Here is a 19,357-nt window from a genome sequence, read left to right on the forward strand (position 1 = left end):
TTAGGTGAACAAATCATTAAGTTAGTAAAAAAACATAAAATACGAAAAAAAGGCTGGCGCGATGTCAGCCTTTTTTTGTGTCTGATATTTGGTATTTAGCAAAAGTGAGACTTAGTTTTTAGCTACAGTGTAGCGGTCATAAACAACAGCAAACGACTATGAAGGCTGTATTGATAACCGAAAAAAATTATCAAAAATAAGAGGCTAAGCGCATAAATACTATTTGATAATAGTTATCAATAACATTATAATTTAGCCCATTGTTTGTAACACAATTATTACCAAATTTATCTGAACTTTTATCAAGGATACGTATGAACCCCATCACGACAAGCCGTAAGTTGTTACCGACCACTGTGGCAGCAGCATTGGCAGGTGTGCTGCTCATGACGGGCTGTACCAAAAAAAGCGAAGAAACGCCTGCTACCGATACCCAAGCGCAAACAGACACTGCGGGCGCAGAGTCAGGCAACAAGCGCTCAGCCGTTGAGCAAGCAAGCATCGACAGATTGGTAATCAGTTACGCAGATATGGCGCACGCCGCCTATAAAGACTCTTTGGATACTGCAAAGATGCTGCAAACCGCCATCAATACCTTTGTAGACGCGCCGACTGAAGCCAACTTAGACGCGGCTAAAGCTGCCTACAAAGCGGCGCGCACGCCGTACTCACAAACGGAGATTTTTCGTTTTGACCAAGGCTTTGTTGGCAAAAGTGACAAGCGCGCCATCAGCAGTACCGATGACTGGGAGGGGCAATTAAACGCGTGGCCACTCGATGAGGCGCTGATTGACTATGTCAGCGACGACTATCAAGGCGAGTACAACAGCAAAGACAATATTATCAACAGCGAAAGCATCAGCGTCGGCAGTCTGCAAAAAGACACCAGCAACATCACGCCTGAGCTATTGGCTGACCTCAGCGAAGTGGGTGGCAGCGAAGCCAACGTGACCACAGGCTATCATGCCATCGAGTTTTTATTGTGGGGTCAGGACACCAATGGCGTGGGCGCAGGCGCGGGCAATCGCCCTGTTAGCGACTACCAAACAGGCGCAGGTGAGTGTACCAGTGGCAGCACGAGCAATGAAGACGCCAAGGTCTGTACCCGCCGAGGCGCGTATCTAAAAGCCGCCGCGCAGCTCTTGGTTGATGATCTAAGCGCAATGGAAGCCCAGTGGCGAGCTGACAGTACCGACAGCTTGCGCAGTGACTTTTTGGCGCGTAAAGACGACAACGCACTGCGCCAAATCATGTATCAAATGGGCAGCCTTGCGCTGGGTGAGCTGGCATCAGAGCGTATGCAGGTGGCGTTTGTCACAGGCTCGACCGAAGATGAGCATGAGTGCTTTAGTGACCTGACGCACCTAAGCTATGCCAACAACGCGCGCGGCATCCAAAATATCTTTGAAGGCAACTACGAGACGGTATCTGGTGACAACGTGGGTGGCTACGGTCTCCAGAAATATCTGGTCGATACCAATCATAAAGACGCAGCGGACAAGCTTGCTGCAGATTTCCAGCAAGTCAGCAATGCCTTTAATACCATCGTGGTGCAAGGTGAAGAGCAGGGCGTAAAAGTCGATCAGATGATTGCCACTGTCGGTCAAGCGGACAAGGTCGGCGTTGCGGCAGAAGAGCAAACCAAGCGCCGTGGCTATATCGAAGCTGCCATCAGTAGCTTACAAAACCTCACCTCAGGCATTGAAAACGCCGCCAATGCCATCGGTATTGACAATCTAGACGCTGATACAGGCTCGCAGTTTTAAGCGAGTATTGCTGAATGGGCAATGACGCCATCGTTTGTGGTAACGCGCTGTGCCTACGTGCCAAGTGCAAAGCCGCAATCGGTGGCGTCTTTGGTTGCCGATGAGGGTCACGGCAACGTCGATGCTGCTGATTCGGTGTTTTTTTGCATCATCACTGGTCAATCTCGTGCCTATCAAAGGTGCTCGATATCACGATGACTGACGCATGGATTTTTGTTTGTTTAAGGTCGCTTTTATGAAAACGTTATGGACTGCTGTTTTGGATACCGTGACTGCCGCACCCGCGCGCCGCAGCAATAAAAAATGCGCGCTGCCAAAAACAATGACTGCCCTTAGCCTCTGCGCGTTATCACTGAGCGGCTGTCAACCGACTGAGCAAAAGACAGAGCATACCGCCGCACCCGCAGCGAGCCTAACGGACGCCCGCACCAAAACCATCGAGTCGCTGGCAGGTGTGCCGATGCAGCAGTTGGTCAGCTTTGACCCCAAAGAGATTCAACAAGGCGGCGATACGGGCATCACTATCAGCAGTAGCGAGAGCTACTCTAAGCCATCATCGAACATCAGCGCCTCGCGTAAGGGGCAGTTTTTTATTGGTAATGCGTTTTTTAAGCAGCCGTGGGTCATTGCGCCAGCGAGTACCGACAGCCGCGATGGCTTGGGACCGCTGTTTAATGTCGCAGCGTGTCAGTCGTGCCACATCAAAGACGGTCGCGGACATGCGCCGATGGATGCGACCGACAGCGCCGACAGTCTGCTGATGCGTCTTGCCATGCCTGCAAGCAATGACAACGAGCGCGAGCAACTCAAAAATTCAATGATAGAAAAAGTCGCGCACCCTATCTATGGCGGGCAACTGCAAGACCGCGCTATTGAAGGCGTCCCTGCCGAAGCGCGCATTGAGGTCACGTGGCAAGAGGTGCCGATACGCTTTGCCGATGGCTATGTCGAGACGCTGCGCAAGCCGACGTTTCGCTTGACCCATGCAGGCTATGGCGCACTCGATGATGCGCTGATGCTCTCGCCGCGCACCGCGCCGCCGATGATTGGTTTGGGTTTGCTTGAGCAAATCGCTGACACTCAAATCAAGCAGCAAGCGGACGCGGAGGATGAAGACGGGGACGGTATCCGTGGGCGCTACAACTGGGTGCTTGACCCGCAGACAGGCAAGCAAGCGCTCGGACGCTTTGGCTGGAAAGCAGGACAGACGCGCCTATTGACCCAAAATCAAAGCGCTTTTAATGAAGATATGGGGCTGACCTCAAGCATCCGTCCGCACGAATCATGCACCAAAGCCCAAACCGCGTGTCTAAACGCGCCGACAGGCGCAGATGCGCAAGGCGAGGGCAAAGCGCGGGTCGAAGTCAGTGATGAGGTCGCGCGTTTTGTGGAGTTTTATACCCGCAACCTTGCGGTGCCGAACCGCCGTAACGCCGATGACCCGCAAGTCTTGGCAGGCAAAAAGCACTTTTATGCCATTGGCTGCCAAAGCTGCCACACCCCGCGCTATCAGCTGCCGACCACCGATGACGACCGCCTCGAACAGCACGGACAGGTGATTTATCCTTATACCGATTTGCTGCTGCATAATATGGGCGAGGGCTTGGCTGACCGTACGGTCGCAGGTAAGCTGCCTGCCAAAGACGCGCAAGTAGAGTTTTTGGCGACCTCGTATGATTGGCGCACGCCTGCGCTGTGGGGTATTGGCTTGGCAAAAACCGTTGATGAGCAAGCCACTTTCTTGCACGACGGTCGCGCCCGCACGCCGATGGAAGCAGTGCTGTGGCACGGCGGCGAAGCCCAAGCGCAACAAGAAAAAGTCTTGACGCTCGATAAACAGGGCCGCGCAGAATTAAGCGCCTTTTTGCAGTCTTTATAAATAAATGTATTAGGGCGTGTCTTCAATTCAAACGTCTGTGACTAAATGGGCTAAAAACGGCTAAATCTTGCCAAACATCGTCAAAAATTTTGTGAATATTTCTATATTCTCTGCAATTTTTTCCTTGTTTGACTACGGTTTATCTCATTTTTATCACCATTTTTAAAATGAAGACACGCCCTAGAAAAATTTGTGAAGACAGGCGCGCCGACCCAATCCGCGCCATGTCTAGCAGCCATATTGAGCGCGGCAATACCAAAAACGCGCTCAGTATACATACCTATCAGCCCATTATGCTGAACTCAGCACCGAGAACTTTATGAAAAAAAATCACGCCCTCATGATGGCACTCTCCGCACTCAGCGCAGGCTTTTTAATCAGCTGCGCCAAGCCCGCCGAAAAGCCAGAGAAAAATGCAGACGCGCAAGCCGACAGCCAAAACGTCGATACCAAAACAGACACGAGCGCCGCTACTGCTGACAGCCAGCCAACCATTCAAGCGGCGGACATCAGCCCTGAAGCCGAAGCGGCGTATCTCAAGCACGTCGCCAATGATTTGGTGATTCCCGCTTATGCCGATGCCGCTAAACAAAGCGAAGCTTTAAACACCTTAGCGCAAAAACACTGCCAGAGTGCGCCTGTCTCAGGTGAGGCGCTAGAGGCACTGCGCGCACAGTGGCTGGTCTTAGCGCAAGCGTGGGCAAATGCGGAGATGATTCACTTTGGTCCTGCGACCGAGAGCATGAACAATCTGTATATCAACTACTACCCCGACGAGCGCGGCTTGGTACACAGCGGCGTCGCCGATTTGATTAGCGCCAATCCAAGTCTGACTGCCGATGCGCTCGCCAATGAAAGCGCCATTGTCCAAGGCGTGCCAGGATTGGAAGAAGTGCTGTACAGTAATGACAGCCTAGACGCTGGGCAGTGCGCCTATGTGATGAGCGCAAGCCAAGCACTACAGACGCGCCTACAAAGCATCACCGACAACTGGCAACAAAACGCCAGCAAGCTCTTAGCGATTGATGAGACCAAAGACAACGACATGGGCTTAAACCAATGGATGAACTCCTTGCTGTCCTTGGTTGAAACCATGAAGTCCAGCGCTATTGAGCAGCCGCTTGGCTTAAACGGCAAGAGTAAAGGGCACGTGCCAGCAGCAACAGCAGGTGAAAGCCGCGCCATCATCAATGCCAAAGTCGCCGCGCTAAATACTGCCTTGACCGACCCTGTATTGACCGCCATGCTGAGCAGTAATAACAGCCAAATCGGCAATGACCTATCGACGGCGCTTGCCGAAACCAGCAGTTTGCTCGCGCAAATGCCTGAGGACATCACGCAAGCGGACAAAGCGCAGCAAACCGAATTGCACGAGCATTTGACCCGCGTCACGCAGCTCATCAAGCGCCAGCTGATACCTGCACTCGGTATCCGCGTGGGCTTTAACAGCACTGACGGCGACTAATCATGACCCGCTTATCCAAACCCTCCGCCACCGCGCAGCCTTGGTGGTATGAATCGCTAAAAGCGGTCGCAGGCACGCTTTGCGGTACGGCGGCTATCGTGGGCGTGCATCACTGCTATCGCAAGCGGCAGCACCCTGATGCCACACTGCGTGACTATAGCGATGGCGTGCGTCAGCGGCTGACCGAGTTTACACGTCCGCAAACGCTTGATATGCAGCATCAGTACGAGGCGCTGACCAGCAGCAGCACCTGTAAAGACGGTATCCGCTATCATACCCAGCAGCTGCCGCGTACGGTGCGCTGGGTCAGTGGTGTCGCCTCGATGCCCTATGCGCATCGTACAGACAAGGCCTCTGATAGTACAGAAGCAGGCTTTGGTGTGGTCGGTATCGATGCCGAGCGCCAACTGGTGTGGCAGACCACCATGCCCGAGCGCGTGCATGACATCGTGGTGCAGCCGAGCGCGGATATTGCCACGCGAGATGTGGTGGTGATGGGTCGGCGACCGAGCGCGCGCTTTTGGGTGCTCGGGAGCGCACACGGTCAGCTCAAACACGCGATTACCGCGCCGCCGCATCGGCATTTTTATGGGCATGCGTGCTACAGTCTAGACGGTCTGCTGCTGTACGTCAGTGAAAATGACACGGTCAATTTAACGGGCAAAATCGGCGTTTATGATGCGCAAAAGGATTATCAAAAAATCAAAGAATTCGACGCCTACGGTATCGGACCACACGAGCTGGTGATGCATCCTGATGGCGAGACCTTGATTATCGCTAATGGCGGCATCAAAACCGAACAAGCCTCGCGCGAGGAGCTGAACCTCGATACCATGCGCCCAGCGCTCGCGTACCTGAGTCGCCACGATGGGCGCTTGCTCGAAGAAGTCATGCCCGAGCACCCTCAGATGAGCATTCGTCATTTGGATGTGCATGATAATGGTCGCGTGATGATTGGCGTGCAGTTTCAGGGCGAGCGGCATTTGAACTTACCGCTGGTACTCACGCATCAGCGCGGAGAGCCAAGCCTCACTGCCATGCACATGCCCGATGGCGCGTGGCAGCGTTTTCATCAGTACATTGCGAGCGTAGCGGTGGACAGTGCGCGGGATATATTATGCGTCACCACACCCATCGGCGGCTGTGCGGCGGTGTTCGATGTGGCGACGCATACCTTCATTGACAGTGTACAGCTGCCTGATTGCGCGGGCGCGTCTGTGCATACGCTGGGCGACGAGACAGGCTTTATTGTCAGTGATGGGCAAGGGCAACTGACGCATATTGCCGTGATAGAAAATGACGTTAAACACAAAGACGCGAACAGCGATACAGACAGCACAGGCAATACATGCTATCACCTAAAAGTGCAGCACGTGCGCCACCGCATGTCTTTTGACAATCATTTGCAAGCGGTCAGTGATTAACAGTCAGGCACTCATCAAAAAGCCCTTTGCTTGATGAATAAGCAAAAGGCTTTTTTATTATCCGCTGTATTTGTCTTTGCCGTTATTCAGCCGTGGTATTGGCGGTAAGTGCTTCTTTAAACACATCGCCGAGTAAGTTCACATCGTCCACGCGCGCGTAGTTAAGGCGGGTAACAAAAGCGATGCGGCGATGCGGTCCTTCTTCCGCGAGCGGCACGGCCACGGCATTGCGGTTTTGTAGGTGCAGCTGCTTGAGCGCCATCTCAGGCACAAGCGTCGTGCCCATATTGGTCAACGCCATCTGAATCAAGGTATTTAAGCTGGCATCAGAAAAGCTGGATTTCATATCGCTGCGGTCATAATGACATACCGACAGCGCTTGGTCGGTCAAGCAGTGCCCTTCACCGAGCAGCATCAGATTGGCAGTTGCCAGCGTGTCCGCGTCAATGTTGTCAAGCTTGGCATGACTGTCATCTTGCGGGAACACCGCAAAAAAGTCCTCTGACCAAAACTCAAAAGTATGCAGCCCATCTACCGCATAGGGCAGCGCAATGATGGCGGTATCAATGTGCCCGTAGCGCACTTTTTCGAGCAAGCGCTCGGTCTGCTGCTCAATGATGGTCATACGAAAGCTGGGGTACTGCTTACGCAAGGCAGGCAGGACTTTGGGCAATAGATACGGCGCGATGGTCGGAATGATGCCCACGGTCATGGGGTAGGCAAGCGGCGTCTGATGACTCTGCGCGCGCGCTGTCAAATCATAAATCTCAGCGAACACCCGCTGCGCCCGTGTCAAAATCTCTTCACCGATGGGCGTTATCAGCACCTGCTTGTTATTGCGCTCAAATATCTGGGTGTCGAGCTGTTTTTCCAGCTCAGCGATACCAAGGCTGAGCGCCGATTGAGAGATGTTGCAGTCTTCTGCCGCACGTTTAAAATGGCGGTGTTTGGCCACCGCCAAAGCAAATTCAAGTTGACGTAGAGTAATCATAATCGCTCGCTTATAGTGAAGAGAATAGTCTAACAACATTAATAAAACAAAACATCAGAATAAAAAGTTTTAACTGGATAAACCAACCGATTCACGTATAGTAGTCACAGTAAGTCGAGGTGGTCAAGACGACACGTGGCGACCACCATAAACACAGCACAATAAATCCACAATAAAGGAGCCATTCATGGCAGCAATTATCAATCAAGAAATCCCAGAATTTGCAACTCAAGCATTCGTTAACGGTGAATTCAAAACCATCACTTCAGACGACGTGAAAGGCAGCTGGGCAATCTTTATGTTCTACCCACACGATTTTACTTTCGTATGCCCAACTGAACTTGAAGACATGGCCAACCATTACGAAGAACTAAAAGGCCTAGGCGTAGAAGTATATGCCGTATCAACCGACACCCACTTTGTACACAAAGCATGGCACGACTCTTCAGAAGCCATCGGTAAAGTACAATACCCAATGCTTGGTGACGGTACTGGCAAAATCACCCGTGGTTTTAACATCATGATTGAAGAAGACAACGCAGCACTACGCGGCACCTTCTTGGTTGACCCAGACGGCTTGATTAAAGTTGCAGAAATCCATGACCTAGGCATCGGTCGTAGCGCAAAAGACATGGTTCGCAAAGTAAAAGCGGCTCAGTACGTGCGTGAAAACGACGGCGAAGTATGCCCAGCAGCATGGGAACAAGGTTCAGCGACCCTAAAGCCAAGCCTTGACCTTGTTGGTAAAATCTAAGCAATACGTTTAGGATACCGTGTTATGATGCCCATGCTACCCAGCGCGGGTATCAGAGCACAACGAAAAGCCCCCATTTGACGATGGGGGCTTTTTTGTTGTGCTGAGGGAATGTTGTGCTGAGGGGGTATCAAAAACTAAGTCTGCGCCTCGGTCTTATTTTTTTGGATAATCTGATATATCTCGTCTTTTAGATGCAGTTTGCGCCGTTTCATCTGCTCAATCTCTTCATCTCGGCTGCTGTGCTTGATGAGGTCTTGGTCTAGGCGGTTGATTTTTTTATCAAGCTGACAGTGTTCTTCAAATATCTCTGCAAAGTGGGCATCGGTCTGTTGCAGCTCTTTGATGATGTCGCGATTCTCAAGCCATGTGTCGGTCTTTATCATAAACGCATCCTTGTATGTGGCACCAATGTGGTCGCACCGCGTTGGCGCATCTGATGTTGATAGCCTAAATACTGTCATCGTATCTGACCGATACAGGTCGCGTGACAGCACTGATTTGCATGGCATCATGCCTGCTTTATTTGCGACCTATTCTCGATTGTAGCGAAAATATAAGACACTTGCCAAGATTATTTATGTGCTTTTTATTAAAAATATAAAATTATAAATAACTAACGATTGGTTTTATAAAACTTAGTAATTGGGTTTCTCAGCTTGTCATCACCGCGTGAAGCCTTGATAATAGAGCCACTGATAGCCGCTAGCGCTACTTTTTTTTGGTTTATAACTACCAAAGCGGCTCAACAATTTGATACGTATAGACGCATAGATGACACGTGCGTAACAAAGCTTATAATAAGAGGATACATCATGATAGATAAGAGCTTAATCGACGCCATCACCAGTTACAGCACCAACATGAGCCACGCCGTTGCCTTTGTCCTTGGCGCAGGCGAGCACGAAAAGCGCGCCGAGCTTATCGACTTTTTAAAACAAGTGGCGAGCGCGACCGACAAGATTGTTTTTGATGAGTCAAAAAGCGATGACAGCTTGCCAAGCCCCATCAGCTTTAGTGTACAAAGCCTTGCAGATGATAATGCACGCGATACAGGCATCATCTTTAGCGGTATCCCAGGCGGGCACGAGTTTACCTCGCTGATTTTGGCAATTTTGCAAGCGGGCGGACACACGCTGAAATTGGACGAAGGCATCCAAAGCATCATTAAGCGTATCGGTCAGCCATTAAACTTCCAGACCTATATTTCATTGTCTTGCCACAACTGCCCAGAAGTCGTACAGGCGCTGAACCAATTTGCGCTATTAAATGACAACATCAGCAACGAGATGATTGACGGCGGTCTGTTCCAAGAGCAGGTCGATGCCAACAATATCCAAGGCGTGCCTGCGGTCTTCTTAAACGGCAAACCGTTTGCCAATGGCAAGATTGATACGGCAAAGCTGATTGAAAAGTTGCAAGACCAATATCCTGACCTGTTGTCAGCACCAAGCGAAGACAGTGCTGGGCTTGAGCAACAAGACGTGACCATCATCGGCGCAGGTCCTGCGGGCGTAGCGGCGGCGATTTATACCGCACGTAAAGGGCTAAAAGTGACCATGGTCGCTGACCGTATCGGCGGGCAGGTCAAAGACACGCAAGATATTGAAAACCTGATTTCTGTACCACTGACCACTGGCAGTCACTTATCGAACGATTTTGAAAAGCACTTGTCAGAATATGAAATCACCACCAAGCAGCACGTGACGGTGAAAGAAATCAGCGAAACCGAAGACGAAAACTACCGCATTCATCTCAACACAGGCGAAGCCTTTACCACGCGCAGCATCATCCTTGCGACAGGGGCAAAATGGCGTAAGCTTGGCGTGCCTGGGGAAGAAGAAAACATCGGTCAAGGCGTGGCGTACTGCCCGCACTGCGACGGTCCGTTCTTCAAAGGTAAAGACGTGTCGGTGATTGGCGGTGGTAACTCAGGTATTGAAGCGGCGCTTGATTTGGCAGGTATCGTCAAGCATGTGACGGTGTTTGAATTTGCTGATAGTCTCAAAGCTGACCAAGTGCTGATTAATAAGGCAAAAAGCAAAGACAATATCGACATCATCACCAGCGCGGCGACGCAAGAAATCAAAGCGACGGATGGCAAAGTAAGTGCGATTGTCTACCAAGACCGCGTGACAGGCGAGACCAATACGCTGGACTTATCAGCGGTGTTTGTACAGATTGGTCTGGTGCCCAATACTGAGTTTGTCAAAGGCTTTATTGATGTGAACCGCTTTGGCGAGATTGAGATTGATGAGCGCTGCCGCACTGACCGCAAAGGTATTTTTGCTTGTGGCGATGTGACTACTGTCCCCTTTAAGCAAATCAACATTGCCATGGGCGAGGGCAGTAAAGCGGCATTGTCTGCCTTTGAATACTTGGTTATGCAATAAGTTTTAAATCGTTTTAATCAAAAAGCTATCTCTATTGAGGTGGCTTTTTTTATGCGTGTATATTCGCACAGTTCATAAAATCGTATTTTAAAATTAAAAAACGTCACTTAAGTTGATAAATACAGCAATTTTTTCAAAAAAAAGCCATCATTTATGTTACAAAATCTGCATTTACGTTACAAATTTATCTTTATGATGCGATAATGCGCTCGGCAAAGCCTATTGTAATACCATGTAATATAAGGAAATTAGGTATGGGATATATTGAGACTTTTTTCGCCCAAGTCGGCGATTTAACGTGGGGCTGGGCGCTCGTGCCTATGCTGATTATTTTCGGGTTGCTGTTCACGATTGTGGGCAAGTTCGCTCAGTTTAGATATTTTAAGCGCATGTTCCGTGTGTTTAGGACCGATGAGGTCGGCGACGACGGTATCTCTGCCCGTCAGGCATTGCTCGTCTCAATCGGTGGACGCGTCGGCGGTGGTAACATTGCAGGTGTGGCTGTTGCGATTTCTTTAGGTGGTCCTGGTGCGGTTTTTTGGATGTGGGTGGTCGCGCTCATCGGCATGATGACCAGTATCGTTGAGTGTAGCTTGGCTCAGGTGTATAAGCGCAGAGACCCTGACGGTAACTTCCGTGGTGGTCCTGCCAGCTACATCTTGCATGGTTTGGGCAAAGACTATCGTTGGCTTGCGGTCATTTATGCCATTTCTTTACTCCTGTCTTTCTCGATTGGCTTTGTGGCGTTCCAAGGCAACACGGTGGCAGGTTCTGCATTAGAAAGCTTTGGTATTGATCGCTGGATTTCAGGTGCGGTACTGGTGGTTGCGGGCGGCTTTATCGTCTTTGGCGGTATTCAGCGCATCGCAAAAGTCGCCGACGTGGTCATTCCTGTGATGGCACTCATCTATCTGAGCATGGCGGTGATTATCATCGCGCTTAACATTACTGAATTGCCTGCCTTGATGGCACTGATTGTCAAAAACGCGTTTGGCATCGAGTCTGTCGTCGGTGGTGGTATCGGTGTGGCGATTGAGCAGGGCATGAAGCGTGGCTTGTTCTCGAATGAGGCAGGTCTGGGTTCTGCACCGAACATCGCAGCCACCGCGTATGCCACACACCCTGTGAGCCAAGGTATCTCGCAGTCACTGTCGGTATTTATTGATACCATCGTTGTGTGTAGCGCGACTGCGTTTATGGTATTGCTGAGCGGCGTGTATCAGCCAGGTGCAGAAGTCGATGGCATTGTACTCGCGCAGCAAGCGCTGACCGCTCAGCTGGGTGACTGGTCGCAGTATGTGTTGACCATCTCGCTATTGCTGTTTGCACTAAGCTCAATCATGTACAACTACTACATGGGTGAAAATGCCATTAACTTCTTGGTCAAAAAGAACATCAAAATGGCAACCTTGGTATTGCGCGTGGTTGTGATTGCCATCTTGTTCTTGGGCGCAGTAGCGCCGACGGCAACCGCTGTATTCTTCTTCGCGGATCCGTTGATGGGCGTACTGGCGCTTGCCAACTTACTGGCACTCATCATGCTGTTCCCGCGTGCCAAGCGTCTACTGGACGACTTTGCAGGTCAGCTAAAAGCAGGCATCGAAGAGCCGTTGTTTGATGCGCAAGAGTACGAAAAGCTGGATCTTGATCTGAGCGCATGGGGCAAAAAAGCCGTACAAGAAGCGTTAGAACAAAAGCAGTAATCGTTATCTGACTCGTTTAAAAAACCACTTTGGCTCAGCTAAAGTGGTTTTTTTATGGCAACTACTATTGGCTTGTCAAAACTCCCAATACCGAAACTATCTCACCCGCTTCGTCTTCTGGGATGATGCGTGTTTTGCATCATATTTTTTAAGGTATCTACTTAGAGCCTGAACGGTGACTTACTCAATAGGCTTATAGTTCAGCACTATGTTTTTACATTCAAACACCATAGCCGTGCCGCCCAATAAGAACAATGAGTGTACGACATCACTATCAGGAGTAACGTCTACTTCATGCGCCATGATGGTGATTGGTAATATCCAGCAATCAATATTAAAATTTATAATCTCAGAATAGATGAGTTCTATTAATGCTTTGCCTTGTCTTTGCTCAATCGTCAACGATATTTTTTCATTTTCCAAATCACAATAAATCGTCTTGATAACACCCTTATTAAGCGTTTTTTCTCGATTATCTATGCCGTTTAAATCACTTGATAAGATGGCGCTCAAATCCTCTCTACGTTTAAGTAGCTCGGGCACGACTTCATCGTAGTAGTGCGAAAAATTCCAACTACGGACGCCGCAAGACTCCTTAACGTGTTTGATGTATTTCATCATTGTCCTCGCAACTTTTTATTAATTGGCTGAGCTATAATTATTAACGTTCACAATATGAATGATTAAAAAACTGACTGTATCACGCTATTTGCATGCGTTTTGCCATATACCAGACAAAAAAACGCCCATCCAAATTTTGGACGGGCGCAGCTTATCGTGGTATGTGGCAATTATTGACGCGTTCAAAGGCGTATTAGTCGTCTAATAAATCCATCTGTTTTGCCGCTTCATAAATGCCTGTTGAGCGGTTGCCTGTACGGCAAAAAATTAGCATTGGCTGCTCGGCTTGATTGAAATAATCAGCAAAATCTTCGACATGCTGCTGCGTCAAGCCGTTACCTGAGAACGAAATCTCTTTATAAGCGATGCCCGCTGCTTCACATGCCGCGGCAATCTCAGCGCTGGTTGGCTGGTCGGGAGACTCGCCATCAGGACGGTTATTGATGATGGTTTTAAAGCCATTTTCAGCAATCATCGGTACTTGTTCTGGGCTGATTTGACCGGTGATATGGATATTGTGGCTCATGCGTTTCTCCTTATTATGGTATGTGTTCGGTACAGGCGGCATGCGCGCCGCTAAATACTGGCGTTACAGTAGCATGGATAGCCGCGTTACAATAGTCCTTGTACGCAGGCGATTTGATACAGTTTTTTGGCGCGTGCGCCTGTGGCACAGCACATAAATATCGGCTTGGGCGCGACTTTGTAATAGTCGGCGAACTGCTGCACTGCCTCTTTGCTGATGCTTTGATAGCGTACAGGCAAGTGATAATAGCTCAGTCCTGCCTCTTTAGCCGCATCGGCAATTTGCGCACTGCTCGGCTGCTCAGGCGCCTCATCATCAGGGCGCACATTCATAATGCTTTGGTACCCAAGCGCTTTTAGTGGCGCACATTGACTGGGGTAAATCTGTCGGTAGAGGGTGATATCGTCACTCATAACGCTTCATCGTATTATTGCTATAAAGCAATATAATAACAGAATAAGGGCTGCGAGAATATTGCCCTAAAGGAATATAGTAAAACTTTAACTATCACGTCTCTTTATGCTCGGTACTCAGCGCATGCACGGCATCGACCGTGCTCAGATAGACGTACCCTGACAGCTCGGTAATGATGGGCGTATTGCCGATGACATCCATCACAGGACCTTTAATAAAACTAAAGTGCAAGCGCTTGTCTTGCGCCATCAGCTCTTGGTTGAGTTTGATAAGCATCTCTTGCGCGGTCAAATCAATATGGTTGACCGCCGCCATAATCAGCACGATTTCGGTCGCCTTGGGATAGGCGCGCATGGCATCGACAATGTGCCGATGCACCGATTCGCTATTGCCAAAAAACAAGCTCTCATCGACGCGCAATAGAATCATGTGCTCAAAGGTGCGCACGCTGTGGCGATGGATATTACGAAAATGTCCCGTGTCTGGCAGCTCACCGACGATAGCGACATGCGGGTGACTCGATTGCCAAATCAGGCTGGCAAAGGACACCATCAGCCCGATGACAAGCCCTGTATTTAGCCCAAAGGCTAATACGCCAATAAACGCCGCCAAAAAGCTCGCCGCATCCAAGCGGTCGCGCTGCCATGCTGAACGCAGCGTCGCCACATCAATCAGACCAATAATCGACGCCATAATGGTCGCGCCAAGCAGCGCATAGGGCAGGGGCGCAAGCAATTGCCCAAAAGCAATCAGCGCGCCAATCATTACCAGCACCGTGACAAAGCTGGCAAGCGGGGTTCTTGCGCCCGAATCGACATTGATTGCGGTACGCGAAAAGCCGCCCGCAACCGCAAAGCTTTGGAACACGCCGCCTGCGATGTTTGCCAGTCCCAAGCCTGTCAGCTCACGGTTGGCATCAAACGGCTCGTTACGCAAGCGCGCATACGTGCTGGCGACCGAGCTGCTGGACACAAAGACAATCAGCGCCATCAGTCCTGCGCTCGGCAGCAGCACTAACACATCATGAAAATCAGGGAAATAAGGCACGGTAAAGGCAGGCAAGCCCTCAGGTATCACGCCAATGACCGACACCCCCTTTTGTGACCAGCCCAATACCATGCTGAGCGCGGTGGCAATGATTAACAAGACCAGCGGAAACAAGCGCTCCGCCCATTTTGCCGCCGATGCTGACAATAGTGGACGCCACACCCAATGCGATGCATAGCGGTTGATGACTAATAAAAGAAAAGACAGCCCACCGATAATCAGCGTCAGCAAATGCCAGTCGGTGAGATGCTGCTGCATTGTGGTCAAATAGCCAATCAAGTTATCGCCTGAGATGGGAATGTGCGTCACATACTTAATCTGACTGACAAAGATTAAGACCGCCGCCCCACTGACAAAGCCTGCCGACACCCCGCGACTGATAAACTGCATAATCCAGCCCAACCGCAAGCGCCCTGCGATAAATAGCAGCGTACCGACCATCGCCGCGAGCAAACTTGCCATTAACGCATATTGCGCGCTGCCGTCATCGGCAAAGCTGTGTAGGCTGCTCGCGGTCATAATCGCGGTAATTGCCACAGGTCCGACCGCCTGCACATTGCTTGAGCCGAGCCACGCATACACCAGCACAGGGACAATCGCCGCGTACAACCCATAGACAGGCGGTAGCCCTGCGAGCACCGCATAGCCAAGACTCTGCGGAATGACCAAGATACCGACCACGATACCCGCCACCACGTCGGTCGGTAAGGATTTGAGCGTATAGTGGCGTATCCATGTGGGTAGCCAATCCAGCGCTGTGCGCATGCCGAGTTCACCTTGTTGTGCGTTGATGGTCGCTCATTCGTACGAATGCGTTATGCCGTGGGTTAAAAAAAGGCTTACGAAGCGGGTGTTTTGGCACAAAAGCGCTCGTACAACAGCGCCAAGATCGCCATCGCATCGTCGCTTGCGATACGGTAATAAATCTGCTTGCCTGCGCGGCGGGTGCTGACCAGCTTGTCTTTACGCAAAATGCCCAGCTGCTGTGACAGACTCGGCTGACCAATGCCGACCTGTGCCTCAAGCTCACTTACGCAGTACTCGCCCTGCGTCAGCTGACACAGCAGCAATAAGCGGTCAGGGTGGGACAAGGACTTGAGCAGCTGGCTGGCTTGTTTGGATGCCGACTGCATATGCGTGGTCAAGGCTTCGGCATCGACTTGACTGGCGAATGGCGCGGTCATCTCTACGGTGGTGTTGGCATCTTCAGACGATGCCGTATGGGGCGGGGTTGGCGTCTTTGTGGTCATAAGCGCATCCAAAAAATAACGAATAAAGCATCAACAATAAGGCAGCGACAAGCGCACGCTGCCAAATGATACGCCCATTATTATCAGGCATCTACACAGTGATATCAAGTTATATTTATTTACATTATATAAATTGATATAATGAAAACAGATTGCTAAGGTAGAGCCATACACCAGCGCTGCCAATCAACGCGAATTTTATGCCACGGTCTTACTCATAAAGGGCGACTATTATGCAAGTACATTCATTTTTACACGCAGACACCGAGACTTACACGCACGTACTCGCGGATGTCGAAGCGGGGCAGTGCGCCATTATTGACCCTGTGCTCGATTTCGATGCCAAATCGGGGCACACCAGCACGCAGTCTTTGGATGAAGTGATTGATTTTGTCAAAGAGCAAAACTGGACGCTCACCTATATCATCGAGACGCACGCGCACGCTGACCACGTCTCAGGCGCGATGGCGGTGAAAGACGCGCTGGGCGGCAAGCTGGTGATTGGCAAATACATCAGCGACGTACAAAAGATATTCAAAGAGATTTATAACTTTGACAGCAGTTTTCGCACCGACGCCAGCCAGTTTGATATTTTGACCGATGAGGGCAGTACCTTGATGCTCGGTGATATTAAGATTACTGCCATGCACGTGCCAGGGCATACCCCTGCGGACATGGCGTATGTGGCGACCGATAGCGATAAGCACGCCGTTTTCGTCGGTGACACCTTGTTCGCGCCTGATGTGGGCACAGCGCGCTGTGACTTCCCAGGCGGTGACGCCGCGACCTTGTACCGCTCGATTCACAAGCTCTTGGCACTCAACGAAGACACCATCATGTACCTGTGCCACGACTATCCTGCCCAAGGGCGCAAGCACTGCCCAACCACCACCGTGCGCGCACAAAAACAAGGCAACATCCACGTCAAAGACGGCATCAGCGAAGCGGAGTTTGTACAGATGCGCGAGCGCCGTGACGCCACCTTAGCAATGCCGCGCTTGATTATCCCGTCGGTGCAAATCAACATTGACGCAGGGGCGTTACCTGAGCCAGAAGACAATGGCGTGCGCTACCTAAAAGTACCGCTCAATGTCTTGGGCGTGAGCGTCCACTAAGGCGGTTTTTTGTTATAAATACCGCGTTTACCAAATCCGCACTGACCAAAATCGCCAAGCTGGGTCATGCTAAGACAAAGGGCACCACGCATAAAAAAAGCCTGTCTGATAAGCAGCAGGCTTGGTCTATAAATACCAATAAATCATCGTAAAAAGGAAATCGACTATGAGTGCACCGTCTCAGCATATCGTCTGTACCCACTGTAATGCCACCAACCGTCTGCCCATCGAGCGCCTGCAAGACGCGCCAAAATGTGGCAAATGCGGACAAGGGCTACTGACGGGGGAGGTGCAGGACTTAACGGATACCAATGTCGCCAAAGTCACGCAAAAAAATGACGTGCTGACCGTGGTCGATTTTTGGGCGAGCTGGTGTCAGCCGTGTTTAATGATGGCGCCGCAATTTAAAGAAGCGGCAAATCAAATGCCAAACGTGGTGTTTGCCAAGCTACAAACCGACCGCTACGAGCAAGCCGCCGCCCCATTCAATATCCGTAGCTTACCGACGATGGTCGCCTTTAAAAGCGGGCAAGTTATCGCACGCCAGTCAGGCGCACTGTCCACCGCGCAAATCATGCAGTGGGTGCGCTCGTTACCTGCATAACCTGAATGGCTGGCAGATTTTATTCACCGTACAGTTTTAGATTGCTGGCGAAGTTACAACCCTTCGCGCGTGCCGATTGAATCAGTGCATCACGCTCACCATAGAGGCGGGCAAGTTTGGCATCACGCGCGCGGGTGTTGTTGCTTTGACCGACACCAAGGCTGATGTTGGGCGAGATGCCCCAACGCCCTGCCGAAATACCCACGCCCACACCTGATGCCGCAAGGGTGCTGTGCTCACGGCGCGCGCCATCAATATAGCGCTCCACGCGGGTGTATTCGTTGGCGAGTGTCTGACAGTCGTACGGTTGATACTGCGCAGGGGAGACGTATTGCGGCGCGATGTGACCTGTCGAGGCGCACCCTGTCAGACCCACGCCGCCGAGCAGCAGCACACCAGTGGCTAACCATGCTTTCATATTGCCTCCTTTGCTTTGTATCATTGATGGCGTTTTTCATTTAAACAGACCATCAGCATAGCAAAGATGGCACGCGCCTTCTGTGATTTTGCTGTAGCCTGTTTGCTCGCTTTATTTTTAACGAAGCATTGTAAATAGCACCGTTTCAACGCTGTTTTAAAAAAAGTTATCAGGCTTAATAAAGGCGAGCATCACGATGCCGATATACGCCACGCCCGCGATAAAGACGCCTGCTTTGGTTTGCGCGGCGGTCGCTTGCGGGTTAAAGGCTTTGATACTCGCACTGATGGCAGCGACCAGCAAGACAATCTTTGCCATCACCCATTGCACGGGCGCACCCACGCTCATCAGTTGCATCAGCATCCAGCCACCAGAGAGTATCAGTAGCGCATACAAAATATGCGTGCCGATTTTTATCGCTTTTGGCGCACGTTTATTGGCACTGATTGCCAAATAGCTTTGGTACAAAAACAAGATGATGATCAATACTGCCATCAACATGTGTAAGTGCTTCATAACCCTTATCCTAGGTTCGGTGTGTTTTTATTAGCAAATGATAAAACGGTTATTGCGCTTGGCGTTTGCTCGCGCATAGCGGGCTGTCAGGGCTTTGTCCTTGCCACTCATCAGGCGTGTAGGCATGAATCGCCAGCGCGTGTACCGAGCCGCCTTGCGCGGTCAATAACGGCGCAACCAACGCATAAATCTGCTGATGGCGCGCAACCAAGCGCTTACCGGCAAACGCATCACTGACGATGGTCAGCTTAAAATGGCTCTCTTTGCCCTCAAAATAGCCCGAATGATTCATCGACTCATTAATCAGCTCAATATGCTGCGGCGCTAATACCGTCAAAGCGTTAAGTAAAGCGGCATGGACTGGAGCAGTGGTGGCGTCATACATGGCGTCTTCCTCACAAAAAAATGTCTGCCCGATTATAACAAAGCCGAAGCGCACACACAGAAAATAATGGTGCCAATGACCCAGAG

At 50.6% G+C, this 19,357-nt stretch carries 19 protein-coding genes; 9 read left to right on the forward strand and 10 right to left on the reverse strand.

Annotation, left to right across the window (positions count from 1 at the left end):
* The first annotated feature begins 314 nt into the window (after positions 1-314).
* The 4 genes from JMW05_RS08385 (at position 315) to JMW05_RS08400 (ending at position 6,534) form a co-directional block, all read left to right on the forward strand.
* Positions 315-1,766, forward strand: coding sequence for an imelysin family protein (locus tag JMW05_RS08385; RefSeq protein ID WP_201504852.1), 1,452 nt, complete (start codon positions 315-317; stop codon positions 1,764-1,766).
* Positions 1,767-2,088: 322 nt separating this feature from the next.
* Complete coding sequence (locus tag JMW05_RS08390) at positions 2,089-3,645, forward strand: di-heme oxidoreductase family protein (protein WP_227691564.1); 1,557 nt, start codon at positions 2,089-2,091, stop codon at positions 3,643-3,645.
* A 319-nt stretch (positions 3,646-3,964) separates the two neighbouring features.
* Positions 3,965-5,110, forward strand: coding sequence for an imelysin family protein (locus tag JMW05_RS08395; protein ID WP_201504854.1), 1,146 nt, complete (start codon positions 3,965-3,967; stop codon positions 5,108-5,110).
* A gap of 2 nt (positions 5,111-5,112) precedes the next feature.
* The gene (locus JMW05_RS08400) at positions 5,113-6,534 is read left to right on the forward strand and encodes a DUF1513 domain-containing protein (RefSeq protein ID WP_201504855.1); all 1,422 of its coding nucleotides are present in this window, start codon (positions 5,113-5,115) and stop codon (positions 6,532-6,534) included.
* Between the two features lie 82 nt (positions 6,535-6,616).
* Here JMW05_RS08400 and JMW05_RS08405 read toward each other — a convergent pair whose 3' ends face one another.
* A complete protein-coding gene (locus JMW05_RS08405) occupies positions 6,617-7,525 on the reverse strand; it encodes a hydrogen peroxide-inducible genes activator (protein WP_201504856.1) in 909 nt (302 codons plus the stop codon).
* 187 nt (positions 7,526-7,712) lie between these two features.
* Here JMW05_RS08405 and ahpC point away from each other — a divergent pair, with 187 nt between their 5' ends.
* Positions 7,713-8,279, forward strand: coding sequence for an alkyl hydroperoxide reductase subunit C (gene ahpC, locus JMW05_RS08410; protein WP_201504857.1), 567 nt, complete (start codon positions 7,713-7,715; stop codon positions 8,277-8,279).
* 137 nt (positions 8,280-8,416) lie between these two features.
* On the opposite strand, the gene JMW05_RS08415 is transcribed toward ahpC, so the two are convergent.
* Positions 8,417-8,665, reverse strand: coding sequence for a YdcH family protein (locus JMW05_RS08415; protein ID WP_201504858.1), 249 nt, complete (start codon positions 8,663-8,665; stop codon positions 8,417-8,419).
* 429 nt (positions 8,666-9,094) lie between these two features.
* Between JMW05_RS08415 and ahpF the strand changes: the two genes are divergently transcribed.
* The gene (gene ahpF / locus JMW05_RS08420; RefSeq protein ID WP_201504859.1) at positions 9,095-10,672 is read left to right on the forward strand and encodes an alkyl hydroperoxide reductase subunit F; all 1,578 of its coding nucleotides are present in this window, start codon (positions 9,095-9,097) and stop codon (positions 10,670-10,672) included.
* A gap of 254 nt (positions 10,673-10,926) precedes the next feature.
* Positions 10,927-12,375: an alanine/glycine:cation symporter family protein gene (locus tag JMW05_RS08425; RefSeq protein WP_201504860.1), complete on the forward strand. Its 1,449-nt coding sequence runs from the start codon at positions 10,927-10,929 to the stop codon at positions 12,373-12,375.
* 180 nt (positions 12,376-12,555) lie between these two features.
* Here the strand turns inward: JMW05_RS08425 and JMW05_RS08430 are convergent, their stop codons facing one another.
* The 5 genes from JMW05_RS08430 to JMW05_RS08450 all read right to left on the reverse strand — a co-directional run bounded on the left by JMW05_RS08430 (position 12,556) and on the right by JMW05_RS08450 (position 16,233).
* Positions 12,556-12,993: a hypothetical protein gene (locus tag JMW05_RS08430; RefSeq protein WP_201504861.1), complete on the reverse strand. Its 438-nt coding sequence runs from the start codon at positions 12,991-12,993 to the stop codon at positions 12,556-12,558.
* 196 nt (positions 12,994-13,189) lie between these two features.
* A complete protein-coding gene (locus JMW05_RS08435; RefSeq protein WP_201504862.1) occupies positions 13,190-13,522 on the reverse strand; it encodes a TIGR01244 family sulfur transferase in 333 nt (110 codons plus the stop codon).
* Between the two features lie 86 nt (positions 13,523-13,608).
* Positions 13,609-13,935 carry a beta-lactamase hydrolase domain-containing protein gene (locus JMW05_RS08440; protein ID WP_201504863.1) on the reverse strand — a complete coding sequence of 109 codons (327 nt, stop codon included), beginning with the start codon at positions 13,933-13,935 and terminating at the stop codon, positions 13,609-13,611.
* A 94-nt stretch (positions 13,936-14,029) separates the two neighbouring features.
* Entirely contained in the window at positions 14,030-15,748 is a 1,719-nt protein-coding gene (locus JMW05_RS08445) for a SulP family inorganic anion transporter (RefSeq protein ID WP_201504864.1), read from the reverse strand.
* A gap of 74 nt (positions 15,749-15,822) precedes the next feature.
* Positions 15,823-16,233 carry an ArsR/SmtB family transcription factor gene (locus JMW05_RS08450; protein WP_320158759.1) on the reverse strand — a complete coding sequence of 137 codons (411 nt, stop codon included), beginning with the start codon at positions 16,231-16,233 and terminating at the stop codon, positions 15,823-15,825.
* A 233-nt stretch (positions 16,234-16,466) separates the two neighbouring features.
* On the opposite strand from JMW05_RS08450, the gene JMW05_RS08455 reads away from it, so the two are divergent.
* Positions 16,467-17,348, forward strand: a complete 882-nt coding sequence (locus JMW05_RS08455) for an MBL fold metallo-hydrolase (protein WP_201504865.1) — start codon at positions 16,467-16,469, stop codon at positions 17,346-17,348.
* 166 nt (positions 17,349-17,514) lie between these two features.
* Complete coding sequence (gene trxC, locus JMW05_RS08460; RefSeq protein WP_201504866.1) at positions 17,515-17,952, forward strand: thioredoxin TrxC; 438 nt, start codon at positions 17,515-17,517, stop codon at positions 17,950-17,952.
* A 19-nt stretch (positions 17,953-17,971) separates the two neighbouring features.
* Here trxC and JMW05_RS08465 read toward each other — a convergent pair whose 3' ends face one another.
* From JMW05_RS08465 to JMW05_RS08475, 3 genes are all read right to left on the reverse strand, one after another.
* The gene (locus JMW05_RS08465; RefSeq protein ID WP_201504867.1) at positions 17,972-18,370 is read right to left on the reverse strand and encodes a hypothetical protein; all 399 of its coding nucleotides are present in this window, start codon (positions 18,368-18,370) and stop codon (positions 17,972-17,974) included.
* A 156-nt stretch (positions 18,371-18,526) separates the two neighbouring features.
* Positions 18,527-18,886, reverse strand: coding sequence for a SirB2 family protein (locus tag JMW05_RS08470; protein WP_201504868.1), 360 nt, complete (start codon positions 18,884-18,886; stop codon positions 18,527-18,529).
* A 49-nt stretch (positions 18,887-18,935) separates the two neighbouring features.
* Positions 18,936-19,271, reverse strand: a complete 336-nt coding sequence (locus JMW05_RS08475; protein ID WP_201504869.1) for a BolA family protein — start codon at positions 19,269-19,271, stop codon at positions 18,936-18,938.
* Positions 19,272-19,357: the final 86 nt, after the last annotated feature.

It is taken from the genome of Psychrobacter aestuarii, assembly GCF_904846035.1.
GTDB classification, from domain to species: Bacteria; Pseudomonadota; Gammaproteobacteria; order Pseudomonadales; family Moraxellaceae; genus Psychrobacter; species Psychrobacter aestuarii.